The sequence below is a fragment of the Alteromonas sp. G5_S2_22_S1 genome, from assembly GCF_054968525.1.
This window is the reverse complement of sequence record NZ_JBQKUJ010000013.1, coordinates 1-20,449: the sequence shown is the minus strand read 5'-3', so window position 1 is coordinate 20,449 and position 20,449 is coordinate 1. Positions and strand designations below refer to the sequence as shown.

Below are 20,449 nucleotides of genomic sequence, written 5' to 3'. Positions count from 1 at the left end.
AAGCGACCAGAGTGACACACATTACTACTTTAAAATTAGCGCCGCAAAGTTTCACACTCTCTACTATATTTAATTTGTGAATAGTGTTGATGTTGAACGTGCTATACAAATCGAGCGGTATAGGCAGTTAACCCAGCAGTTAATTTATTACGACAATGCAAGGAGGTCGGTTTATGCCCATACGCGAAATATCCGAGGATTTCTCCATTGAAGATATCGTGCCATATTTTCAGCCTATCGTTGATTTAAACAGTCAAGGAGTGTGGCGTTATGAATGTCTAGCGCGCCTCATTACCCAAGGCGATAAGACGTTTCTTCCCAGCGAGTTTTTATATCTTATTGAGCGTGAGCAGCATGTAAATTCACTGGCTGCAAACATGTTTGTACAGTGCGCGAGCTATTTTCACGACGTAAATATTCCATGGAACATCAACATTACCGCGAAAGATTTAGAGAACAAGGAATTAACCCATACCCTTATTACACATTTAGCAAGCTACCCAACGCCTGAGCGAGTTAGCATAGAAGTGAGCGCATCAACGGCCCTTTCTAACCCCAAAAGTTTAACTACGTTTATAGAAAAAAGCGCGCATGCTGGGCTAGGTGTGTTCGTAGATAATGTGGGGTCGTGCCCGGGAAACATACGTGCGCTAATGAATTTGCCGATAAGGGGAATAAAATTAGCTGGCGGATTAATAAAACATTACGACCAGCAAGAAGCCGTGCGAGAGTATGTGGATTATTTACTGTCGCTGTGTGAACGCCACGGCGTGAGTACTATTGCCGAGCACGTTGAAGACGAGGCTCACTTAGAAAGTGTGAAGCGCTTACCTATTCGCTATGCTCAAGGCTATGTGTTTAGCCCACCACTGGCAAATGTACGAAGCGCTAAAGCCCGTCATTAGACTCGGAGGGTGCGAGCGTTTTCTGTTATTCGCTAATAGACGGCAGATGCCTTGGCATCTGCCTAGTGCATAAAAAAGCGTTTTTGACGTATATCAGCTTTCTTCACTTCGACAATGTAGTTGCCAACATGCTTGCCCACTGCCTCGATATTTTCTTTCAAAGGGGGTCATGTGAACGCTGCCCGTAACCTCAGTTAAATCAGAGATTAACCCGTAGTGCTTTGCGGCCTGCGCAAACTCCATTAAGTAAACCAGCCAGTTGCTGCGCACTTCCACATTGGGCGTTATCGCCATTAAATCGACCATTGCCGCACTGGCATGCCAACGCTTTTGTACCTGAGTTTTCTTTGGATACGGATTGGGGTAAAGCAAGAAGTGTTGGGTAACATTCCAATTCGATTGCTTAACTAAACGCCACAGGTCGTTCACATCAGCGCGGATCACTTTGTAGTTATCCTGCGCTGCGCTGTAGTGTTCATGTTTATCAACGCGAAGCGCTGATTTATCCACACCAATCACGCGGGCATCGGGGTTTGCCCGCGCTATATTGGCCGTGCTTTCACCCACGCCGCAGCAAGAGTCTAAAATCACCTCACCGTCAAAGCCGTCAAGCCACCTACTCACCTCGTCAAACGCCGCTTGGGTATGAGCACTGATAGGCCGCTTATTTTCACTAACCTGATACTTTTTCACCAAGTCGTCCAGCTTGTCGTGAACGCCTACCTGCGAGGTAGTGATTTCTCTTGAGTTGCCGCTAGCCATTAACTGCGAATACCTTTTCCAGTTTTAAGTAAGTAGTAAGCTACGCTAAATAGCAGCGCATTAAAGCCCACCAGCAAGCTTAAAGACAGGGTGATATCCACGTCGGATACACCTAAAAAGCCATAGCGGAAGCCATTCACCATATACACAACAGGGTTCGCTTTACTTACCCACTGCCAAAATTCGGGTAACAAAGTAAGAGAATAAAATACCCCGCCTAAATAAGTTAACGGTGTTAAAACAAACGTAGGCACAACGCTAATATCATCGAAGGTTTTCGCAAACACGGCGTTAATTAAACCTGCTGTAGCGAACAAGGTAGAGGTAAGCAATAAGGTTATCGCAATAATGCCAAGATGGTGAATTTGCACGTCGACAAAGAAAAGCGATACCAAGGTCACAATAATACCAATGAGTATAGCCCGGGCGACACCGCCACCGACGTACCCTAAAATAATGACCGATGTAGGCACCGGAGAGACTAATAGCTCCTCGATATTGCGCTGAAACTTAGCGCTAAAAAACGATGAAGACACGTTCGCATATGAGTTTGTGATAACAGACATCATTATCAGCCCAGGAACAATAAACTCCATGTAGGTAAAGCCGCCCATTTCGCCTATACGGTTACCAATAAGGCTTCCAAATATGACGAAGTACAAGCTCATCGTAATGGCCGGCGGTACAAGGGTTTGTACCCATATGCGCAAAAAGCGCGTGCATTCTTTTATCCAGATAGTGGTTAGGGCCACGTAGTTTTGCTTAAACCACCCTACGTTTTGTTCTGTATTCATTTGTGTACTTTCAGTTTTCATTAATTCTCACCTTTCCCGTTTTTCGCTTAGCCGGCTTGCTTAGCCGATTCAACTAAACGTACAAACAACTCTTCAAGGCGATTTGATTTGTTGCGCATGCTCATAACCTGAACGCCTTTTTCACTTAACTGAGTGAACACGGGGTTTAGGCCTTCGGTTTTCTCTACGTCTACTTCAAGGGTGTGGTCGTCAATCAGCCGGTGTTCAAAACCGGCCAGTAAGCCACTAGCCTTTACGGCGGTTTCAGGTATTTTGATGTCCAGCACAAAGGTTTCTACGTTCAGCTTCGAAAGCAACGCTTTCATACTGGTATTTTCTACAATGGTGCCTTTGTTAATAATAGCGATGTTACGGCACAGCATTTCTGCTTCTTCAAGGTAGTGGGTAGTGAGGATAATAGTGATGCCTTGACGATTGATCTCTTCTAAAAAGCCCCACATAGAGCGACGAATTTCAATATCAACACCCGCGGTTGGCTCGTCGAGAATAAGCAATTTAGGTTCATGCATAAGCGCGCGAGCTATCATTAGCCTGCGCTTCATACCGCCAGATAATTCGCGAGCCCGTGCATCGCGCTTTTCCCATAAGTCTAGTTGGGCCAAGTATTTTTTAGCGCGTTCCTTGGCTACGCTACGCGGAACGCCATAATAGCCCGCTTGGTTGAGCACAATTTGCAGTACGGTTTCAAACTGATTGAAGTTGAACTCTTGCGGCACTAACCCTATACAGGCTTTAGCTTGTTCTTTCTGCGCTGTGAGGTCGTAACCAAACACAGAAACGCTTCCATTTGTTTGGTTAACCAATGAACTGATGATACCAATAGTGGTAGATTTACCCGCCCCATTCGGACCAAGTAGTGCGAAGAAGTCTCCTTCTTGCACGGTGAGATCTACGCCTTTTAGCGCTTGCACACCGCCTTTATAGGTTTTCGTTAACCCCTGAATATCCAACGCTTTCATGATTTACCTGTATTGAGAGTGTGACATCTAACCCGCGTAGGTAAGATTTGGTTATCTTAATTGACAAAGTGTAACCTAGTTCATGCTATTAAATGAATACACTCGCGCTTAGTGGTTGCTTTAAACGGTTTAAGGAGTAGTAAGTGATAGCAAAAGCGCCAATTTCAACCTTAGCTGTAGATACAGGGTTAAAAGCGAAGCAACACTTTTTTTAAAGGTGAGGCTTAAACAAAAACGCGCTGTGCACCGTTGGGGTAGCACACAACGCAAAGGGTAGTTTTTTAGCGTAGAAGTTCAGCCTTATCGCTTCTACGGTAGAATCAGTTAGCTTATTGACTACAGGGCTTTACGGCCATGATGTCTAGCAAGCTAACCTTCATCAGACACGAGATATTTAACCCCACATTCATGGCATAAAAAGCCGTCAATTATGGAAATGTTATGATGCTTTTTAAAGGCCGCTAATCTGTGGCGGGGTCTAGCCCAGCACGCCGTACAGCCTACAACGCTTAGGGGGAGACTGGGGTGAGGGCGTCTAAATACGTATCTCAAATATGGCATAAATGAGGCGGGCTTATGGATTTTATGTCGAACTTAAGCAAACCGCCGTTTTCACAGGTATAGTGTGCGCTCTATAACATTTTAAATTGCGGATTAATGTATGCCAAAGACAATCGCATTAGTAGAAGATGACGCAGCCATTCGAGAAAACTACATTATGGCGCTAAAAGCGCAGGGCTATAGCGTTAACGCATATGAAGATAGGCCATCTGCTGCTGAGGCGTTTAACCATACGCTGCCTGATTTGGCCATTATAGATATTGGCTTAAAAGATGAAATAGAAGGTGGTTTCATGCTGTGTCAGCAGCTTAGAGGGCTATCGCAAACGCTGCCTATTATCTTTTTTACCGCCCGAGATAACGATGTGGATACTATAAGTGGCCTTAGAATGGGTGCAGACGACTACCTGACTAAAGACATTAGTATGGCCCACTTATTGGCGCGTATCGCTGCGTTATTTAGAAGAACAGACTTACTTGCTGCCCCCTCTGAGCAAAAAGATGAGCTTAAAGTAGGCGATTTGAAAGTGGATGTGTCGCGAATGACCGTAAGTTGGCAGAACCAAGCGGTTTTGCTTACTGTTACCGAGTTTTGGATGTTGCACGCCCTTATTAAGCGACCGGGGCATGTAAAAAGCCGCCAACAGTTAATGGACGAGTCTCGCATGGTGGTAGACGACACCACCATTACTTCCCATATAAAGCGTATGCGTAAAAAGTTTGTGCAGTTAGACCCTAACTTTGATCACATCGATACGGTGTACGGCATGGGTTATCGCTGGCAGCTTTAAGGGGCTAGTGGCACAGCGTAATACAAAATAACGGTATCTAGGGGGCAATATGATAGGGCGAGTAAACGAGTTTGTGTACCAGGGCTAAATAACAAGGCAGTGTATTAAAATCATGGGATTTCGCTTTTCTATTCGCCTTCAGCTTATGGTGCTGTCGCTGTTTTTGTTCACCATTCCCTACCTGGGTTACAACTACGTGTGGGAGCTTGAGCAGTACCTACGTAACGGCCAAGAACAAACCATGATTGGCACCGCCCGCGCTGTTGCCACCGCACTTCATGAACGTCCCGCGCTTTTTGATAGCCAATCGGCATACCTTCAAGACGTACGCCCCGGCACTGATCTTTACGCCCCGCCTATTCCGTCGCCCATTCGCCTTGATGGCGAACTCAACGACTGGCAGCAAGTCAGTGAGTTAATGAGTGAATATGATGGTGATGAAGTTATCGAGTATTACAACGGGTACGACGGCAAGCCGACCAGCTTGTCTTTTACACACATGGTAGGCCGCTATGGGCAGTTTCTTTATGCCATGTTTGAAGTTAGCGATGACACTCTGTTATGGCGTCAGCCCAATAGTTTAAGCGTCGAAACCGGCGACCACCTGCTGATTGGCATGGAAACGCCACAAGGTGAATTGGCAAGATATGTTGTTGCGCCGTATGAAAGCGGTTGGGTTAACGCCTATAAGTTAGCGAAAAACACTACAACGACGCGAGCGGTAGAGAACGCGCTATCGATACAAGGCCGCTGGCAAGAAACCGCGACAGGTTACAACATTGAGCTACGCTTTCCGCTGTCGATGACCACTGGCGGTTTAGCTTTTACCCTCGTCGATGTAGATAATAGTACGAACCGGCTTAAGCAGTACGCGTTAGGTAGCGCTAACACTAAGGTGCTTAGTGAGCTTGGCACGGTTATCACCCCCTCCCCCGAAATAGAGCGCATACTGGCTGGGCTAAAATATGCCGACTCTCGCGTATGGGTGGTAGATAAACACAAGCGAGTACTCGCCCGCGCTGGCGATATTCAGTCAGCAACGGGTATTGAAGTGGATAAAAAAGAATCACCGTCTAACCCCGTTTGGCACTGGGTTGAAAGTAAGTGGTTACTTCCTCTTTATTACCAAATTCTTACACGCCCACCGGCTGACTTTATTGACGAGCTTGACGACGCATACGCCCTTGTAGGGCAAGACTTAGGCACCGTACTGAACGGTCAGCCCGAGTCATTATGGCGCTTGTCACCTGATAACAAAGCCATAGTACTTTCCGCCGCCTACCCTATTTTTATTGAAGGTAACGTAATGGGCGCGGTTATCGTTGAGCAAACGACAAACGGCATACGCACGTTAAGAAACCGTGCATTAGAACAGTTATTTCACGTGATATTAGCGGTGATGAGTATAGGTACCTTAGGCCTGCTGCTGTTTGCTACGCGCATTTCCAATCGCATTCGCTCGCTGAGAGATGATACTGAAGCCGTTATTGACGATAACGGAAAAATTATTGGCACCTTGCCGGCATCTAATCAGCGAGATGAAATTGGCGACCTATCCCGCTCTTTCGCCGATGTTCTTTCACGCTTGCAGCAATATAACTCCTATTTGGAAAATATGGCGTCACGTTTATCTCACGAGCTAAGAACGCCTATTGCAGTGGTAAAATCGTCACTAGATATGCTTTCTCATGTTAACGACACGTCGCAACAAGCGGTATTCGTAGAGCGCGCTCAGTCTGGTGTGAATCGCTTAAGCACTATCTTAAACAGCATGAGTGAAGCGACCCGCCTTGAACAAGCCATTGCTCAAGAAGATATGGCCCAGTTTAATATTGTTGAAGTAATACAGGGGTGCGTTGAAGGTTATAAACACGCTTATGCGCAAAGGATTTGGCGCTTTTCAACGTCAGATAATACGCTACCCGTTTATGGCTCTGCTGAGTTAGTGGCTCAACTCTTTGATAAGGTTATTTCAAACGCGGTAGATTTCAGCCAAGACAACGACGAAATTGTGATTTCTCTTGAAAAAAAAGACAAGCAGGTGTTTTTGAGCGTAAGCAACCCTGGTCCGTTATTGCCACAAGGTATGAAAAGCCAGCTAACCCAGTCTATGGTATCGGTTAGAAAAGAAAACGAGATGCAAAATACCACTCACTCCCCCCATTTAGGTCTCGGCCTGTACATCGCTAATATGATTGCAAATTTTCATAAGGGCCAGCTTTTACTGAACGACAAGACAGATGGCACTGGGGTTATTGTCACTATTACTTTCCCATTATGATCATTGATGCTTGGCACGAGACCAACCACAGTGACTTGCAAATAGCATCCCTTTTGTTAGTTAGCCCCCTTATTAAAGCCTTTAAAAAAACTGGAAAATCAGCAACTTGTGTTATAGCACCCGAGTCTACTAACCCTTCAGTTTAGCAATATTAAAATCTCCTTTTAAAATGCAATAATGAGAATACTTATCATTTATATTTACATTAGCCGTCTGATTACATAAACTTCGTCGTCCTTACACACACTCAAGGGAAACAGAATGAAAAACACTAAATTAACGATGGGTGCACAAACCATCGCCGCGGCGCTGGCATTTGGCGGCGGTGCAGTTATGGCACAGGAAAATGTAGAGAAGTGCGAAGATGCGACATCTGCTGAATGTAAAGCAGCATCTGATGAAGCCATAGAGCTCATTCGCATTCATGGCGTTCAGCAATCTATCTACCGCTACAACAAGTCTGGCGATCCTCGACGCTTAGCGGACTTAGTCGATACACCACAAACCATTAGTGTTCTTACTCAAGACCAAATTCAAGAAAGCGGAAGAACCGACCTTAAAGACATTTTACAAGCGCAAGCTGGTGTAACGTTAGGTACTGGTGAGAATGGTAATGCTTTTGGTGACCGCTACATCATTCGTGGCCACGAAGCGCGCAGTGACGTATTTGTTGATGGTCTGCGCGACCCGGGTATGACAACACGTGAAAGTTTCGCAACCGAGCGTGTTGAAATTACTAAAGGCCCGAGCTCTACTTTCGCAGGCCGTGGCTCTTCAGGTGGTGCGGTTAACTCTATCACCAAAAAGGCGTCTACCGCTTATAACTTCGGCCGTGTTGATGCCGCAGTTGGTACCGATGAGCACACGCGTTTAACCGTTGATTTAAACAAAACGCTTAGTGAAACCAGCGCAGTGCGATTAAATGGCCTTTATTCTTCTGAAGATAAGCCAGGACGTGAAGGCATTGAGCGTGACCGTGAAGGTGTGCAGCTTTCTTATGTGAATCAGCCTACTGACCGCTTGTCGTTCACTGGCGACTTGTATTACCTCAATGCAGAAGACATTCCTGACCTAGGTAGCTATTACGATCGTGATGCAGGCTACCCGCTTGAAGATATACCTGTGTATGCACAAGACGAGGACTTCCAGAACTCGGAAGTGACCACATTCACCTTGCGTACTGAGTATGACATTAGCGATAACGTGCGTTTTTATAACGCAACCCGTGTAGGTAAAACGGAAAACGAATATATTACGACAGGTATGCGCGGCACGAACCGTGACGCAACAGACCCTACTGCACCAGGGGCGTATACGCTTTCATTGAGCAACCACCAAGGTTGGCAGGAAGTTGACTATGTAACTACACAGTTTAACCTTTTTTGGGATACGGCTTTCGCAGGCGTTGACCACCGCTTTGTATTCGGTTTTGAATATACCGATGAGTCGGTAGACAACGGCGTGTTCAATATGGATTACACCAATCCATCAAACTGTTTAACCAGCGGCCGCCGCGGTGTATCTGAAAGCTATTGCTTGTTAGATGGCAGTGGCAACGAAGTTGAAAACATCAGTGGATTAATGGGCAAAGCCTTCACACGTGGTGATGCAGATGCGCTGTTTGATATTGAAACCTACTCACTCTATGTTATGGACACCTTTGAACTTACCGATGACCTTAACGTTTTCGCCGGTCTTCGTGTAGATAGCTACGATTACACCAATGCAACGTCAGGACGCAGTGGTGATCAGCTTTATGCCTTCGAGGATGAACTGTACAACGGTCATTTAGGCTTAGTTTACGACGTAACTGAAAACGGCAATATCTACGCCTCGTATAGCACGGCAACCAACATAAACGGCGGTGAGTCAGATCTTGGTGCTAACTGTGGTTATGGCGGTATTTGTGGTACACCAGAACAAGCATCTCAAGCAGACCCAGAACAAGTAGAAAACATTGAGTTAGGTACCAAATGGTCACTGTTCGATGAAAAGCTAGTCGCCAATGCAGCACTTTTCCGTATCACCAAAAGTGATGTACATGAAAGTGTAGGTGATGCCTACTCAACGCTTGGCACATTGAATACCGGTGAAAACCGCGTAGAAGGTATTGAGTTTGGTTTAAGCGGTGACATTACCGATAAGCTTAGCATTCAGGCGTCTGCTGCGTTCATGGACTCAGAAGTGCTTAAATCATACAGTGAAGATAACCTTGGCTTAGCACTAAGTAACTTTGCTGATGAGAGTTTCTATATTCAAATGCGTTATCAGCCTAACGAGAAATTTGCCTTTGGTGGAGACTACAGCTATCAGTCAGAAATGTATGGTGGTCAACCAGATACTGCAGCTGGCTATAGCGCTGAAACCGGAGAGTACTCTATCGTAGTTCCTGATTATCAAGTGGTTAATCTATTCGCCAACTACTATCACTCAGAGTCACTAACTTTCCGTGTTAACATTGGAAACTTGTTTGACGAAGAATACTGGACGGCAGCCTACCGTTCTGGCGCCTTCATGTATATCGGTGATGGTCGCAACATTACAGGTACCGTTAGCTACGAATTTTAATGCTAGCATGACCTAGGCAGGCAACTGCCTAGGTCTTTTTATATTAAAAACACCCTTAAAAGCGTTGAAAACATGATTATTATTGATGACCTACTGACAAAAGACGAAGTGGCTCAGTTTCGCCAGCAGTTAGCGAGTGTTCCCTTTAATGACGGGAAGAGCACGGCAATGGGTATGGCGGCAGGTGTTAAAAATAATGGTCAGGCAGACGCCCAAGACAGTCGCGTTCAGCAGCTTGCTAACGCGTTACTAAGTAAGCTGGGCAATAACCCTACCGTCATCTCAGGCGCGTTGCCTCAACGTATATTTCCACCTTGCTTTAACCGCTACAGCGAGTCGCAAACCTACGGCTATCACGTAGACGCCGCCATTATGCGTATTCCGAACACGCCAGATGTATTAAGAAGCGATATGTCGATGACCGTTTTCTTAACGCCTAAAGAAGACTATGAAGGCGGAGAATTAGTTATTCAAACCGGGTTCGGGGAACAAAAAGTTAAGTGCGATGCCGGAAGCGCCATTTTATATCCCTCATCGAGCCTCCATAAAGTCACGCCCGTCACGAAAGGCGAGCGCATCGCGGCCATTACATGGATACAAAGCATGGTGAGCGACCAGCAAATGCGTGAAACCCTTTTCCAGCTTGATCAAAGCATTCAATCATTGGTTAACGCAGGCACCGCAGAGCGAGAGCAGCTTGATGGACTTCATCATGTTTACCATAACTTGGTAAGAAAGTTTTCTCAGCTTTAACCGCGATTAAACTCAAGCACAATCTGACACAAGTACTATCGCAAAAGTTTTCTTGAGAGCGAACGAAATAAACACCTAGTCAACAAGGTCTTATACTAAAGGTGTAGCGCAGTTGTATATTACTGGGTTTATTCTATGACTAATACCAATCCGCATAGATAAGTGCCCACTCAGAAGGCGCTGGCAAGTTTCCTAGCAAAGCGTGGGAATGCAGGAATGGCTGCTCCCTTTCAAATTCCCAGAATGAAGCTAGGAAGCTTGCCAGACCTTCCCGAAGGGCGAGTTTAAAATGTCCGTACTCTTTGTTGTGTCACCTTGATGTAGAGCCACTATACCTGCGGTAACACGCCGCGATTACGAACATTTTAACTCTCGCTGAGTGGGTAATTATCTATACGGACTGGTATAATTCAATCGATGCTCTCTTTTAACCCTAACCTTTGTGGTACTTGGATGAAATATAAGACACTTTTTACCGCCCTTCTTCTTATGGCTTGTTCAGGTATGGCCTTAGGACAAAATGCCCAAACCGCTAGCTTTTCTATCACGCTGAATGATAGCGATGGTGAGCCTGTCGATAACGGCGTATTTCTATTTGAGCCGCAGTTTGAGGTGGATGAGCATCAAATGCCACACCAAAAGCCAGCCGTAATGAATCAAATAGATAAACAGTTTGAACCTCACGTGCTTGTGGTAAAAGCGGGTACTGAAGTGACTTTCCCTAATGCGGATAATTTGTTTCACCACGTCTATTCATTTTCACCTACGAAACAATTCGAACTAAAGCTTTATAAAGAGTTTACGGCAGAGCCTTTACGCTTTGAAAATGCAGGTATTGTGGATATTGGCTGTAATATTCATGATTGGATGTTAGGGTACATTGTTGTATCCGACTCGCCGTATTTTGGAAAAACCAATACAGAGGGGCAATCTTTAGTCTCGCTACCCCACGGTGAATACACCGTCCGTTTTTGGCATCCCGAAGTGGAAGGTGAAAAAGCGCTCCCTCCACAGTCCATTTCTGTGTCTACCGATACTCAAGTAACATGGGCGCTTAATACAACCATAAGCCTTGACGATGAGTTTGATTCAGCTTTCGGCGACTATTAAATGCGACTTGCCACTGGCGCATTCACATCACTTTAAGCTAAAAAAGCCGAAGCTTAACCTTTGGCAACTTCGACTAGATCAAATTTTGTTTCACTGTCACCTTTAACCATAACCTGGCATTGCCCCCAGCTCTGTGGAATATGCCAAACATGAGCCTCGGCTACGGTGAACTTTTCTCGGTGAGAGTCACAGCGCACTTCTACAGTATCAAGTTCGCCTTGTATGTTATTAAAAGCAAACTTGTTTCTTACCAGCGTATGGAACCAACGTCCATTGTCCCCTATGCTCACAGGTACCTTTAGGTTATTTTCAGACGCAATTGATGTTTCGATCTTTTGTATAATTGCAGCGATCTCGTCAACGCGCGCTTGTTGCTCTTCCATTTCTTGAAGTGTGCTGTACGACTTTAACGCCTCCGCATAGTACCCGCGCTGAGCATCCAGAAGGATTTTTCTTTGAAGCGCGTAAGCCACGTAGTCGTCATCAAACACGGCATTGTTAAAGCGCTTTTGTCCATTGCTAGCAAGCAACCGCGATAAGCTTTTCGCTTCCCTTTCGATGTCGCCTTTAGCACCTGCAATCTGTGATTCCAAGCTCAGCAACCAAGCATTCTCGTAACGATTTAACGTATCCCAACTTGATAGCTCTTTAAAAGCTTCGTCTGCCGCTTCAACATTACCCGCTTTAAATATCTCATCTACGTTTTTATACGCTTTAATAAATTTACGTGTGGCGCCCGTTTTTCCGACTAAGGCGAAATCCATTTGAACAGCTTGGTGACATTGCTGAGTAGGTTCACCGTCCTTTATTGCTGGATTATACTGCCACTTCTTAACGGCTGATAGCGCACTGCGCTTAAAAGAGGGGCTTCCGAAAAAGTCTTCTACCACAGGGTCTTTCACTCTGCCTTCCTCATCAATAACGTAGCTCAGCCTAACCCAGCCTTCACGGCCTTTTCTCGCTGCAGAAGAAGGATATCTAGGGTCAACGCGCTCTAACGGGGTCGCAGGTTTAAATGCACTTATCCGCTCCACTTCGTTAGTCTTGGCTTCTGCTAGTGCTTTTTCTTCAACTTCATCACAGGGAATGCTGAGTTCTTGGGCTACTGCGCTGGTTGCTAAAAGCGACGTAAACAGTGTTGCCAAAACGAAAACCCGCTTGTTTTGCTTAGCAGTATATATTTGCGTATGAGAGAAGGAATTGCGTTTACTTTTCCATTGTACTGCTTTCATATAAATCATCCTTAATCATGGGTTTGTACATCATTACGCCTATCCCACTAGCTTAGTTTTTTTTCGATGAGTTCTCAAGAGACGCATCGGGCACATTTTTAATCATCATCTGCTCTTTGCGTTTCGTCATCATCTTGGCCAGCCGGCGCATGCTTACTGTGGTGTCTTTCTCGTCAATAATATCTACGCCTAACAAACGCTCAAGCAAATCTTCAAGGGTTAGCACCCCTTCCAAGCCGCCGTACTCATCCACTACCAGCAGCATGTGTACGTGCTTATTGATAAAGTGTTCGAACGTTACCGACAAGGGCATAGTGTTAAGTACCGTGACCATATCTTTAGCATATTCAGAAAGCGGCTTCTCGGTATTGCCCCGCGCCTGTGCCACCAGTAAATCTGAGCGCATAACAAAGCCCGTAATGTTCTCTGAATCTTTGTCTTCAAAAACGGGAATACGGGAAAACTCTATACTGGCGTGCTTATGAAAAAACTCCTCTACTGTCATGGTCTCGCAGACTTTGAACAAGGCGGTTCGGTGGGTGATTGCATCCTTTATTTTAAGCTCATGCAGGCTCAGCAAGCTTTGTAAGAACGCCGCTTCATGGTTAGCAAGTTGGCCTTCTTGCCCTGATAATTCAGCCATAGCATGTAGCTCGCTGCGACTTAAGCCTCGAAGTGGGCTGTCTTCCTTAAACCCTTTAGTCATAAGCTCTGACATTTTCACAAACGGCATGAGAATAAGCGAAAGGTACTTAAGAAAATAAGCCGTAACCGGAGCCAACGTACGCCAGTATGTTGCCCCTAGTGTTTTAGGAATAATTTCCGAGAAAATAAGGATAAGCAGCGTCAGTACAGCTGAGATCACGCCTAAATATGCATCGCCGAACACCGCTGCTGCCTGGGCGCCAGCCCCCGCCGCACCCATGGTATGAGCGATAGTGTTCAGCGTTAATATAGCCGATAGCGGCGTATTTATATTATCAGTTTGACTGCGCAATAGCGCGCCGCTTGGTTTGCCGTCTTTTTCCAATACCGAGATATACGCTGACGAAACACTCAGAATTACAGCCTCTGCAATGGAGCACAAAAAAGAAAAGCCCAGTGCAATGAAGACGTACACAATAAGTAAAAGCATGTAGTTGTTCCAAGCGTCCTTGTAGGTTAAAACGCATTTTAGTTTTAATAAGTTGAGCGACTATTATGGATAATAGAGCGGGATATACAAGCGCTCTGTTCACGACAAGTGAGCGCCTGTATCGAAAATGGGAAAGCGCACAGTATAGCCTAGCTGCAACACGCCGAGTGCTGCGAGTGATTTTGGCGATAATTCTGCAGTTTTTTAACTCCTAGTCTTAGCATTAAACCAGCGAGTAAAACGGCACAAATGCCGTAAATAACTTGCACATTAGCACCGTGCTCGTGCATGTGACTTTGGGTTTTTATCATCGATGCTAAAGAGAATGACGAAACAAGCTGGTTTAGGGCGTAGCCAAACCCAATGCTGGCAGACATAACGCTAAACAAATAAAGTATTAAGGTTCGTGCGCCCATTTCCTGCTTTATCATGCCCATTGTCGATACGTTTGTTGCTGGGCCTGCCATTAAAAATACCAACACGGCGCCTGGCGATAGCCCTGCGGCAAGAAAGCCAACCGCGAGCGGTGTTGAAGCCGTCGCGCATATGTACATTGGAATACCTATCAGCGCCATTACCAACATGGCAACAAGTCCATCTCCCCATTGCGTTAAGAAGTCGGTAGGTACCCAAGTTTTAATGGCTGCCGCTAGCGCTAAGCCAATTAACAACCAAACGACGATGTCTTCGAGTAGCTTTCCACTTGCGTACGAGAGCACCTTTGTCACTTTTGAACTATTTGTACCCAGAGCCCCTTGCGTGGTGTTTACATCATTGTGGCTATGCCCTTTGTCACTCGCACAGCAACTCGCTTCAAGCTGAGGCTCTGGTTCTCGCGCTGTTTTTGAAGAACAACATGATGAGGTTTCATTCGTCGACAGCGGTTTCGTTACTTGCTGTGCGGTTACATCGCGCTCTGCAAAAAAACGTACCATCAAGCCTGCGTAGATTGCGCTGATAATAGCCGCGATTGGCCTTACGATGGCGTAAAGCGGGCCGAGTAACGCATAAGACACTGAAACACTGTCTACGCCAGTTTCTGGTGTAGACACAAGAAATGAAATGGTAGAGGACTTTGATGCGCCACTGCGGCGCAGACCGAGGGCAGCAGGAATAACGCCACATGAACATAGCGGTAAAGGCGCACCGATCACCGCCGCCTTACTAATAGAGCTAAACGAGGCGCTTCCCATGTGCTTTTCTAAAAAAGAGACAGGCACAAGTTCGTGCATAACCCCGGCCACCAACAAACCTAAAAGCAGCCATGGCGCAGATTCAACGAAAAGCGCTAGGAAATTTTGCCCAAGTAAAATGATATCTGACACTGTGCCTCGCTTGCTATTTTAACCTAAGGTAGCTTTACCCCTACGACAAAATAACGATGTTTAAATTCATAGTGAATAATAACAGATATGAGGTATGACAGAAAATCAACTAAACCGATTAGTCTGATTAAACGTGCGTAAAAATGGCCAGTACAAATGTACTGGCCGAATGTTGACTGTCTCGTGAGTGTGCTTTTAAACCCCGAGGTCAACCATGAAAAATAATATCGGTGCCCATTTAATTATTGGGCTTGTTATTCTTGTGTGGCCTTGTTCTGCGACTCCTTTTTAAGCTTAGAGACTACAGAGAACGCTTCTAGCATTACAAGTACTGAGACAACGAGCACAACTGCGTCTAAGAACACCAACAAGTAGTTACCTTCTACGTAGTACTCTTTAAGCTTTATCAGTCCAGCGAAGAAAGCCATGATCAACACAAATACCATGGGTATAAGCGTATACCTTGCAGGACGTCCTAACTTAATCAACATCACTGATATAACCAATAGGGTAAGACTAGCTAGAATCTGGTTGGTCGAACCGAAAAGAGGCCAGATGATCATACCGCCGCTTCCTGAAGCACCGCCTGCACCAAATGCGAGTAACAAACAGCATCCCACTGCAAGTAGCGTTGCTACCACACCGTTTCTAAGCGCTTTGATTGAGTAGATATCGCCCCACTCTTGTATAATGTAACGCTGAAGACGTACACCAGAGTCCATGGTGGTACCGGCAAATAGCACGACCATTACCGCAAGTATCGTTGAAGAGAAATCTACCGGTAGCCCCCAGCCTTGCTGTATAAGGTTCGCGCCACCTGTGATAAACGCGCCAACGCTGCCAGCGCCTAAGTGACTGTATACTTCATGCCACTCTTCTGGTGAAGCAGCAAAGGCGACGCCACTTACCGCAACAATAGTAATAAGCGCAAGTGAGCCTTCGCCTACTGCGCCTAAATACCCGACAAAACGTGCGTCTGTTTCTTTATCAAGCTGCTTCGAGCTGGTACCTGATGACACTATGCCGTGGAAGCCAGACACAGCACCACAGGCAATGGTAACGAACAACAAGGGAATAATACTTGGTGAGTCAACTGCAGTTTGCATGTTAAACGCAGGGGCCGTGATATCCGGCATAGCAAAAAATACGGCGCCGTAAAGTAAGAATAAGCCAACAAGCAATTGCATACCGTTAATGAAATCACGAGGCTGCAGTAGCATCCAAACAGGAAGCAAAGATGCAATGGCCGCATAAACAAAGAGAATAATTATCCAGTTTGCTTTATCGGCTAAGCCAAACATGGTTTCCGGCAAGCTGAGTGGAATATAACTCCCTGCATACACAGAAGCGTATAAAACAAAGATTCCCACAATACACAGTGGAATGAGGCTGAAGTTACGCTTAAGTAACTGACCTATAATGAGTGCTACAACAATTGCGGTCCAAGCTGGAAACACCGCGTTTGGTTGGGAAACAAAAGAGTTAGCAATAACAACACCGAAAACGGCATTTACCATTAAAAGAACAAGGAAAATCACTATCATAAACAATGCACGAGAGCGTTTTCCTATGACACTTTCAGACAGCGCCCCCATGGACTTTCCTTTGTGCCGGGCACTTGCCCATAAGGCGCCCATATCGTGAACACCCGCGAACAAGATAGTACCGAAGACCACCCAAAGCACTGCGGGAACCCAACCCCAATAAACGGCGATGGCAGGCCCAACAATGGGGGCCGCTCCAGCAACAGAAGTGAAATGGTGCCCCCACAGCACCACTTTGTTAGTGGGCACAAAGTCCACCCCATCTTGCATTGTGTGGGCAGGTGTTACAAAACTATCATCCAGCTTGAATATACGGTTCGCTATGAATTTCGAATAGACGAACCAACCAAACATCATTCCAATGATGCCCAGTATTACAATGGCAATAGACTGCATCTTATTATCCTACTGTCGTTTTTCGTTATTTAGTCTGTCGTTCTTAATTAAACCATTTGTCGCTATGGCTTGCCTTCATTGTAAGACTAAAGTCTAAGCAAGGAGCAGTGTTTTATTACTCTTCCTACCACTTTGCGCTTTTCGATTAGAGATTGAGGTTTTAACAAGTGTGAAAAATGCTCTTCATCTCAATTTTTGATCAATTAAGAACACAACTCTTTAAATAAGATGCATTCTCGTTTATAAATACGCTTCCTTTTTTCTAGTAGACAAAACAATGGCATCACCTAAATTTCACATGGCTTTTCGTAAATATCACCGTTGGCTGGGCTTTTTTCTTGCCGGTATTATGGGTGTGTATGCAGTAAGCGGCATTCTTCTTATTTTTCGACCTACTGATATTTTGAAGTATGAACAAACGCAAACACGGCAATACGAAGCCAATCTTTCAGGTGTAGAGTTGCTGCCCTTACTCAAGATGCGAGGCAGTAAAGTCACCAGTGAAAATGCCGATAAAGTTGTGCTTAATTATGGGGAGTATGACAAAGATACGGGACTGGCGGTAATAACTAAGAAAGACTACCCCATAGTGCTTTCAAAAATGGTGAAGCTTCACAAAGCCACTAACAACAGCCCTTTGTTTTGGCTAAATATTAGCTTCGGCTTGGGCTTGCTGTTTTTTGTGATTTCAGCTTTTCTCATGTTCATACCTAAGCTTCCAATGTATAAAAACGGGCTTAAAATTGCCGGTATTGGCGCTGTCGTTACCGTATTAACCGTGATCTTTGGCTCTTAATTGAAAAATGTATAGCGTACGCATATCTACATATATGCGTACTTAGCTAGTCACAAGTAGGAAAGAAAAAACGACTTCATTAAATGATAGGTCGTTTCCGACTCAGGTGTCTTATAAAAAATCAGATATTCAGCGTGAGACAAACCTTCGAAAACTTCTAGCTGCGTAACGCCTTTACTATCCCTTATAGCGCGATTAACCCTAACCGTATCACTTAAAAACAGGTCTCTGGTGCCGGTAACCAGGAAAGTGGGAGGGAAATGTCCGAATGAACCGTAAAGTGGCGATATAGCAGGGTCAGTCAATGCTTTTTTGCCCGCGTATAACTTAGCGGCAGCTTCTAACTGCCCATCATAAGTCACCAGCACATTGTCTATACCCTCGTTTGTGTAAAGAGAATCGCTGGTTTTGGTAAGATCGGCCCAAGGGGTACCTGCATAAACCGCGTTCGGTAAAGGTGTTTCACTTTTAATGAGCGACTGTACCAGTGACAGCACCAAGCCACCTCCAGCAGAGGTTCCCCCTACGAATATATTCCCCTCACCAGCTTGGTCGAGTAAAGCATTGTAAACTGCCACTACGTCATTCAGTGCAGCTGGAAAAGGAAACGTTGGAGGCATTCTATAATCAACGCTGTACACCACGATGCCTAACCTTTCAGCAACGAGCAGCCCTTCTTCGATACTAGGCAAACCGCCAAACAGGACAAAAGCACCGCCATGAATATCTAAATAAACTTTATCTTTAAACTCCGGCGTAATCGCTTTAGGCGTCAGCTTGCGCACGACTACATCATTTAAGTTCATAAGCTCAATATCTACATTAAGCGCTTTCTTCATCTTTTTGATTTTTTTCTTTTGCTCGCTATTTCTAGCGTGAACATAGTTTCTCCACGCTTCATTAGTACCAGGCGTACTTGCTTTTACCTCTTCTTTCGTGAAGTGCGAGAACGCTGAGATGCTGTTTATCAGTGCCTCACTGGCTGCTTGGGGTAATGGCGGCTTGTTATCGTGCATAGGGTCTGTAGTCGCTAATGTAATAGGAGCAAAAGAGAATGTAAGTACGTACATTAGCATGTGTATATACTTCATAATGCACTAGCTCCTAAGATTGGTGAGTAATTATCTATGAGACGTTAAGGTACGTGAAGAGTGCTGTAGGCGCAAAGCTTAGTATAAGTAGCAACTTCAATTACTCGCATTCATCCGCTTTTCTAAGGTAGATTCATCTTATCTGGTGTTTTTGAAAGTTCCCGCATTAAGTACAGGTTATATCTAGATTGCATTTTGCTATGCTAGATTATAATTTAGTCACTACCGCTCGAATTATTACGATTTTTTTCACAAGCGAAGGGATACTACATCGCTTGCGTTAACTAATAATAAGTACATAACCTTAGGGATTAAGATGAAAAACTTTTCTATACACAAACTCCTGTTCTCATTAGGACTCGCTGTATCTTCGGTAACCACTGTTGTTGCCGACACTGATAGCCAAACGTCCGTTTGGAAAGTGTCTAATGGTGAAGATGCCGTATATGTAGGCGGCACTATCCATATTTTACCTATTTCTGAATTCCCCCTGCCGAGTGAATTTACCGATATTTATGAGCAAGCAGACACATTAGTTTTCGAAGCCAAAATGCCAGACCCATCAGATATCGAAGGTCAGAAGAAAATGATGGCCGGGCTCGCGTACGCAGAAGGCAAGTCTCTCAAGGATGATGTTTCAGAAGAAACCTATCAGGCGCTTAATGCTTATTTAAGTAACTTCGGCGCTACTGCGGATCAGTTAGCTCGATTTAAGCCAGGTATGGTTGCATCAATGCTAGTTGCTATGGAAGCACAACGCTCACAGATGGCAGGGCAAGGTGTAGATGCCTATTTTATGCAGTTAGCTGCACGTGATGGTAAGGCAAGCGAATACCTAGAGTCACTAGATTTTCAAATCAACATGCTCGCGAACATGGGTGCCGGTGAGGAAGATCGCCTTATATCTGAAACATTGGAAACCTTACCAGAGCTAGAAGACATGCTTAAAAGTACCATAAAAGCTTGGAGAGAAGGCGACACTGAACAAATTGATGAGTTGGTGGTAGATACATTCAAACGTGAATCTCCTACCTCTTATGATGATGTGTTTACCAAGCGTAACCAAAATTGGCTTCCTCAAATCGAAGCGATGTTCGGCGATGAAGACCAAGAGTTTGTTTTAGTAGGCGCTGGACATTTAGTGGGTGATGACAGCGTAATTGCCCTATTAGAAGCTAAAGGTTACAAAGTAGAGCAAATGTAACTCGACCTTGGCTCAGAAACAATAAAACTAAAGCTAGGCAAATGCCTAGCTTTTTTATGGCGAGTAAAGGGAGTGAGTGTATGCCCTCTGAATCCCTACACCGCAGGGATGCGGAGTAGGAGCCCCCATGGATGGGTTTACGGCGTGTTTCAGAGGGCACAACAATCACGAACTAAATCGCAGGCATAAAAAAAGCGCACCTGAGTGCGCTTTTTTGGCTTG

16 protein-coding genes are annotated in these 20,449 nt (G+C 45.2%); 8 read left to right on the top strand and 8 right to left on the bottom strand.

The features are described from left to right. The first annotated feature begins 173 nt into the window (after nucleotides 1–173). Nucleotides 174–905: an EAL domain-containing protein gene (locus ACTRWF_RS13900; RefSeq protein ID WP_012519842.1), complete on the top strand. Its 732-nt coding sequence runs from the start codon at nucleotides 174–176 to the stop codon at nucleotides 903–905. Nucleotides 906–998: 93 nt separating this feature from the next. On the opposite strand, the gene trmB is transcribed toward ACTRWF_RS13900, so the two are convergent. The 3 genes from trmB to ACTRWF_RS13885 are packed head-to-tail and all read right to left on the bottom strand — an operon-like array spanning nucleotide 999 to nucleotide 3,441. Further along, complete coding sequence (gene trmB / locus ACTRWF_RS13895; protein ID WP_020746727.1) at nucleotides 999–1,667, bottom strand: tRNA (guanine(46)-N(7))-methyltransferase TrmB; 669 nt, start codon at nucleotides 1,665–1,667, stop codon at nucleotides 999–1,001. After that, nucleotides 1,667–2,482 (bottom strand): ABC transporter permease, encoded by an 816-nt coding sequence (locus ACTRWF_RS13890; RefSeq protein WP_015068290.1) that lies wholly within the window; start codon nucleotides 2,480–2,482, stop codon nucleotides 1,667–1,669. The genes trmB and ACTRWF_RS13890 overlap by 1 nt, the downstream gene beginning before the upstream one ends. A gap of 26 nt (nucleotides 2,483–2,508) precedes the next feature. Next, nucleotides 2,509–3,441, bottom strand: a complete 933-nt coding sequence (locus tag ACTRWF_RS13885; protein ID WP_462835724.1) for an ATP-binding cassette domain-containing protein — start codon at nucleotides 3,439–3,441, stop codon at nucleotides 2,509–2,511. 661 nt (nucleotides 3,442–4,102) lie between these two features. Here ACTRWF_RS13885 and pdsR point away from each other — a divergent pair. The 5 genes from pdsR (at nucleotide 4,103) to ACTRWF_RS13860 (ending at nucleotide 11,504) form a co-directional block, all read left to right on the top strand. Next, nucleotides 4,103–4,792: a proteobacterial dedicated sortase system response regulator gene (pdsR, locus tag ACTRWF_RS13880; protein WP_012519838.1), complete on the top strand. Its 690-nt coding sequence runs from the start codon at nucleotides 4,103–4,105 to the stop codon at nucleotides 4,790–4,792. 112 nt (nucleotides 4,793–4,904) lie between these two features. Beyond that, nucleotides 4,905–7,073 carry a proteobacterial dedicated sortase system histidine kinase gene (gene pdsS / locus ACTRWF_RS13875; RefSeq protein ID WP_287151764.1) on the top strand — a complete coding sequence of 723 codons (2,169 nt, stop codon included), beginning with the start codon at nucleotides 4,905–4,907 and terminating at the stop codon, nucleotides 7,071–7,073. Between the two features lie 261 nt (nucleotides 7,074–7,334). Then, nucleotides 7,335–9,641, top strand: a complete 2,307-nt coding sequence (locus ACTRWF_RS13870; RefSeq protein ID WP_024017111.1) for a TonB-dependent receptor — start codon at nucleotides 7,335–7,337, stop codon at nucleotides 9,639–9,641. 72 nt (nucleotides 9,642–9,713) lie between these two features. Next, entirely contained in the window at nucleotides 9,714–10,394 is a 681-nt protein-coding gene (locus tag ACTRWF_RS13865; protein WP_015068294.1) for a Fe2+-dependent dioxygenase, read from the top strand. A gap of 453 nt (nucleotides 10,395–10,847) precedes the next feature. Beyond that, nucleotides 10,848–11,504 (top strand): methylamine utilization protein, encoded by a 657-nt coding sequence (locus ACTRWF_RS13860; RefSeq protein ID WP_012519834.1) that lies wholly within the window; start codon nucleotides 10,848–10,850, stop codon nucleotides 11,502–11,504. Nucleotides 11,505–11,557: 53 nt separating this feature from the next. Here the strand turns inward: ACTRWF_RS13860 and ACTRWF_RS13855 are convergent, their stop codons facing one another. The 4 genes from ACTRWF_RS13855 to ACTRWF_RS13840 all read right to left on the bottom strand — a co-directional run bounded on the left by ACTRWF_RS13855 (nucleotide 11,558) and on the right by ACTRWF_RS13840 (nucleotide 17,136). Then, nucleotides 11,558–12,736, bottom strand: a complete 1,179-nt coding sequence (locus tag ACTRWF_RS13855; protein WP_020744424.1) for an energy transducer TonB — start codon at nucleotides 12,734–12,736, stop codon at nucleotides 11,558–11,560. A gap of 52 nt (nucleotides 12,737–12,788) precedes the next feature. Next, complete coding sequence (locus tag ACTRWF_RS13850; RefSeq protein ID WP_020744425.1) at nucleotides 12,789–13,871, bottom strand: CNNM domain-containing protein; 1,083 nt, start codon at nucleotides 13,869–13,871, stop codon at nucleotides 12,789–12,791. 149 nt (nucleotides 13,872–14,020) lie between these two features. After that, on the bottom strand, nucleotides 14,021–15,196 hold the full coding sequence (locus ACTRWF_RS13845; protein WP_015068297.1) for an SO_0444 family Cu/Zn efflux transporter: 1,176 nt from the start codon (nucleotides 15,194–15,196) through the stop codon (nucleotides 14,021–14,023). A gap of 254 nt (nucleotides 15,197–15,450) precedes the next feature. After that, nucleotides 15,451–17,136: a carbon starvation CstA family protein gene (locus ACTRWF_RS13840; RefSeq protein WP_012519830.1), complete on the bottom strand. Its 1,686-nt coding sequence runs from the start codon at nucleotides 17,134–17,136 to the stop codon at nucleotides 15,451–15,453. Between the two features lie 277 nt (nucleotides 17,137–17,413). Between ACTRWF_RS13840 and ACTRWF_RS13835 the strand changes: the two genes are divergently transcribed. Beyond that, nucleotides 17,414–17,932, top strand: a complete 519-nt coding sequence (locus ACTRWF_RS13835; RefSeq protein ID WP_012519829.1) for a membrane protein — start codon at nucleotides 17,414–17,416, stop codon at nucleotides 17,930–17,932. A 50-nt stretch (nucleotides 17,933–17,982) separates the two neighbouring features. On the opposite strand, the gene ACTRWF_RS13830 is transcribed toward ACTRWF_RS13835, so the two are convergent. Beyond that, complete coding sequence (locus ACTRWF_RS13830; RefSeq protein WP_015068299.1) at nucleotides 17,983–19,023, bottom strand: alpha/beta hydrolase; 1,041 nt, start codon at nucleotides 19,021–19,023, stop codon at nucleotides 17,983–17,985. Nucleotides 19,024–19,339: 316 nt separating this feature from the next. On the opposite strand from ACTRWF_RS13830, the gene ACTRWF_RS13825 reads away from it, so the two are divergent. Next, nucleotides 19,340–20,227 carry a TraB/GumN family protein gene (locus ACTRWF_RS13825; protein ID WP_012519827.1) on the top strand — a complete coding sequence of 296 codons (888 nt, stop codon included), beginning with the start codon at nucleotides 19,340–19,342 and terminating at the stop codon, nucleotides 20,225–20,227. The last annotated feature ends 222 nt before the right edge of the window (nucleotides 20,228–20,449 follow it).

What these genes read in the sequence shown, in the direction of transcription:
- ACTRWF_RS13900 (WP_012519842.1), top strand. Translation starts at nt 174, where the DNA reads ATGCCCATACGCGAAATATCCGAGGATTTCTCCATTGAAGATATCGTG.
- trmB (WP_020746727.1), bottom strand. Translation starts at nt 1,667, where the DNA reads ATGGCTAGCGGCAACTCAAGAGAAATCACTACCTCGCAGGTAGGCGTT.
- ACTRWF_RS13890 (WP_015068290.1), bottom strand. Translation starts at nt 2,482, where the DNA reads ATGAAAACTGAAAGTACACAAATGAATACAGAACAAAACGTAGGGTGG.
- ACTRWF_RS13885 (WP_462835724.1), bottom strand. Translation starts at nt 3,441, where the DNA reads ATGAAAGCGTTGGATATTCAGGGGTTAACGAAAACCTATAAAGGCGGT.
- pdsR (WP_012519838.1), top strand. Translation starts at nt 4,103, where the DNA reads ATGCCAAAGACAATCGCATTAGTAGAAGATGACGCAGCCATTCGAGAA.
- pdsS (WP_287151764.1), top strand. Translation starts at nt 4,905, where the DNA reads ATGGGATTTCGCTTTTCTATTCGCCTTCAGCTTATGGTGCTGTCGCTG.
- ACTRWF_RS13870 (WP_024017111.1), top strand. Translation starts at nt 7,335, where the DNA reads ATGAAAAACACTAAATTAACGATGGGTGCACAAACCATCGCCGCGGCG.
- ACTRWF_RS13865 (WP_015068294.1), top strand. Translation starts at nt 9,714, where the DNA reads ATGATTATTATTGATGACCTACTGACAAAAGACGAAGTGGCTCAGTTT.
- ACTRWF_RS13860 (WP_012519834.1), top strand. Translation starts at nt 10,848, where the DNA reads ATGAAATATAAGACACTTTTTACCGCCCTTCTTCTTATGGCTTGTTCA.
- ACTRWF_RS13855 (WP_020744424.1), bottom strand. Translation starts at nt 12,736, where the DNA reads ATGAAAGCAGTACAATGGAAAAGTAAACGCAATTCCTTCTCTCATACG.
- ACTRWF_RS13850 (WP_020744425.1), bottom strand. Translation starts at nt 13,871, where the DNA reads ATGCTTTTACTTATTGTGTACGTCTTCATTGCACTGGGCTTTTCTTTT.
- ACTRWF_RS13840 (WP_012519830.1), bottom strand. Translation starts at nt 17,136, where the DNA reads ATGCAGTCTATTGCCATTGTAATACTGGGCATCATTGGAATGATGTTT.
- ACTRWF_RS13835 (WP_012519829.1), top strand. Translation starts at nt 17,414, where the DNA reads ATGGCATCACCTAAATTTCACATGGCTTTTCGTAAATATCACCGTTGG.
- ACTRWF_RS13830 (WP_015068299.1), bottom strand. Translation starts at nt 19,023, where the DNA reads ATGAAGTATATACACATGCTAATGTACGTACTTACATTCTCTTTTGCT.
- ACTRWF_RS13825 (WP_012519827.1), top strand. Translation starts at nt 19,340, where the DNA reads ATGAAAAACTTTTCTATACACAAACTCCTGTTCTCATTAGGACTCGCT.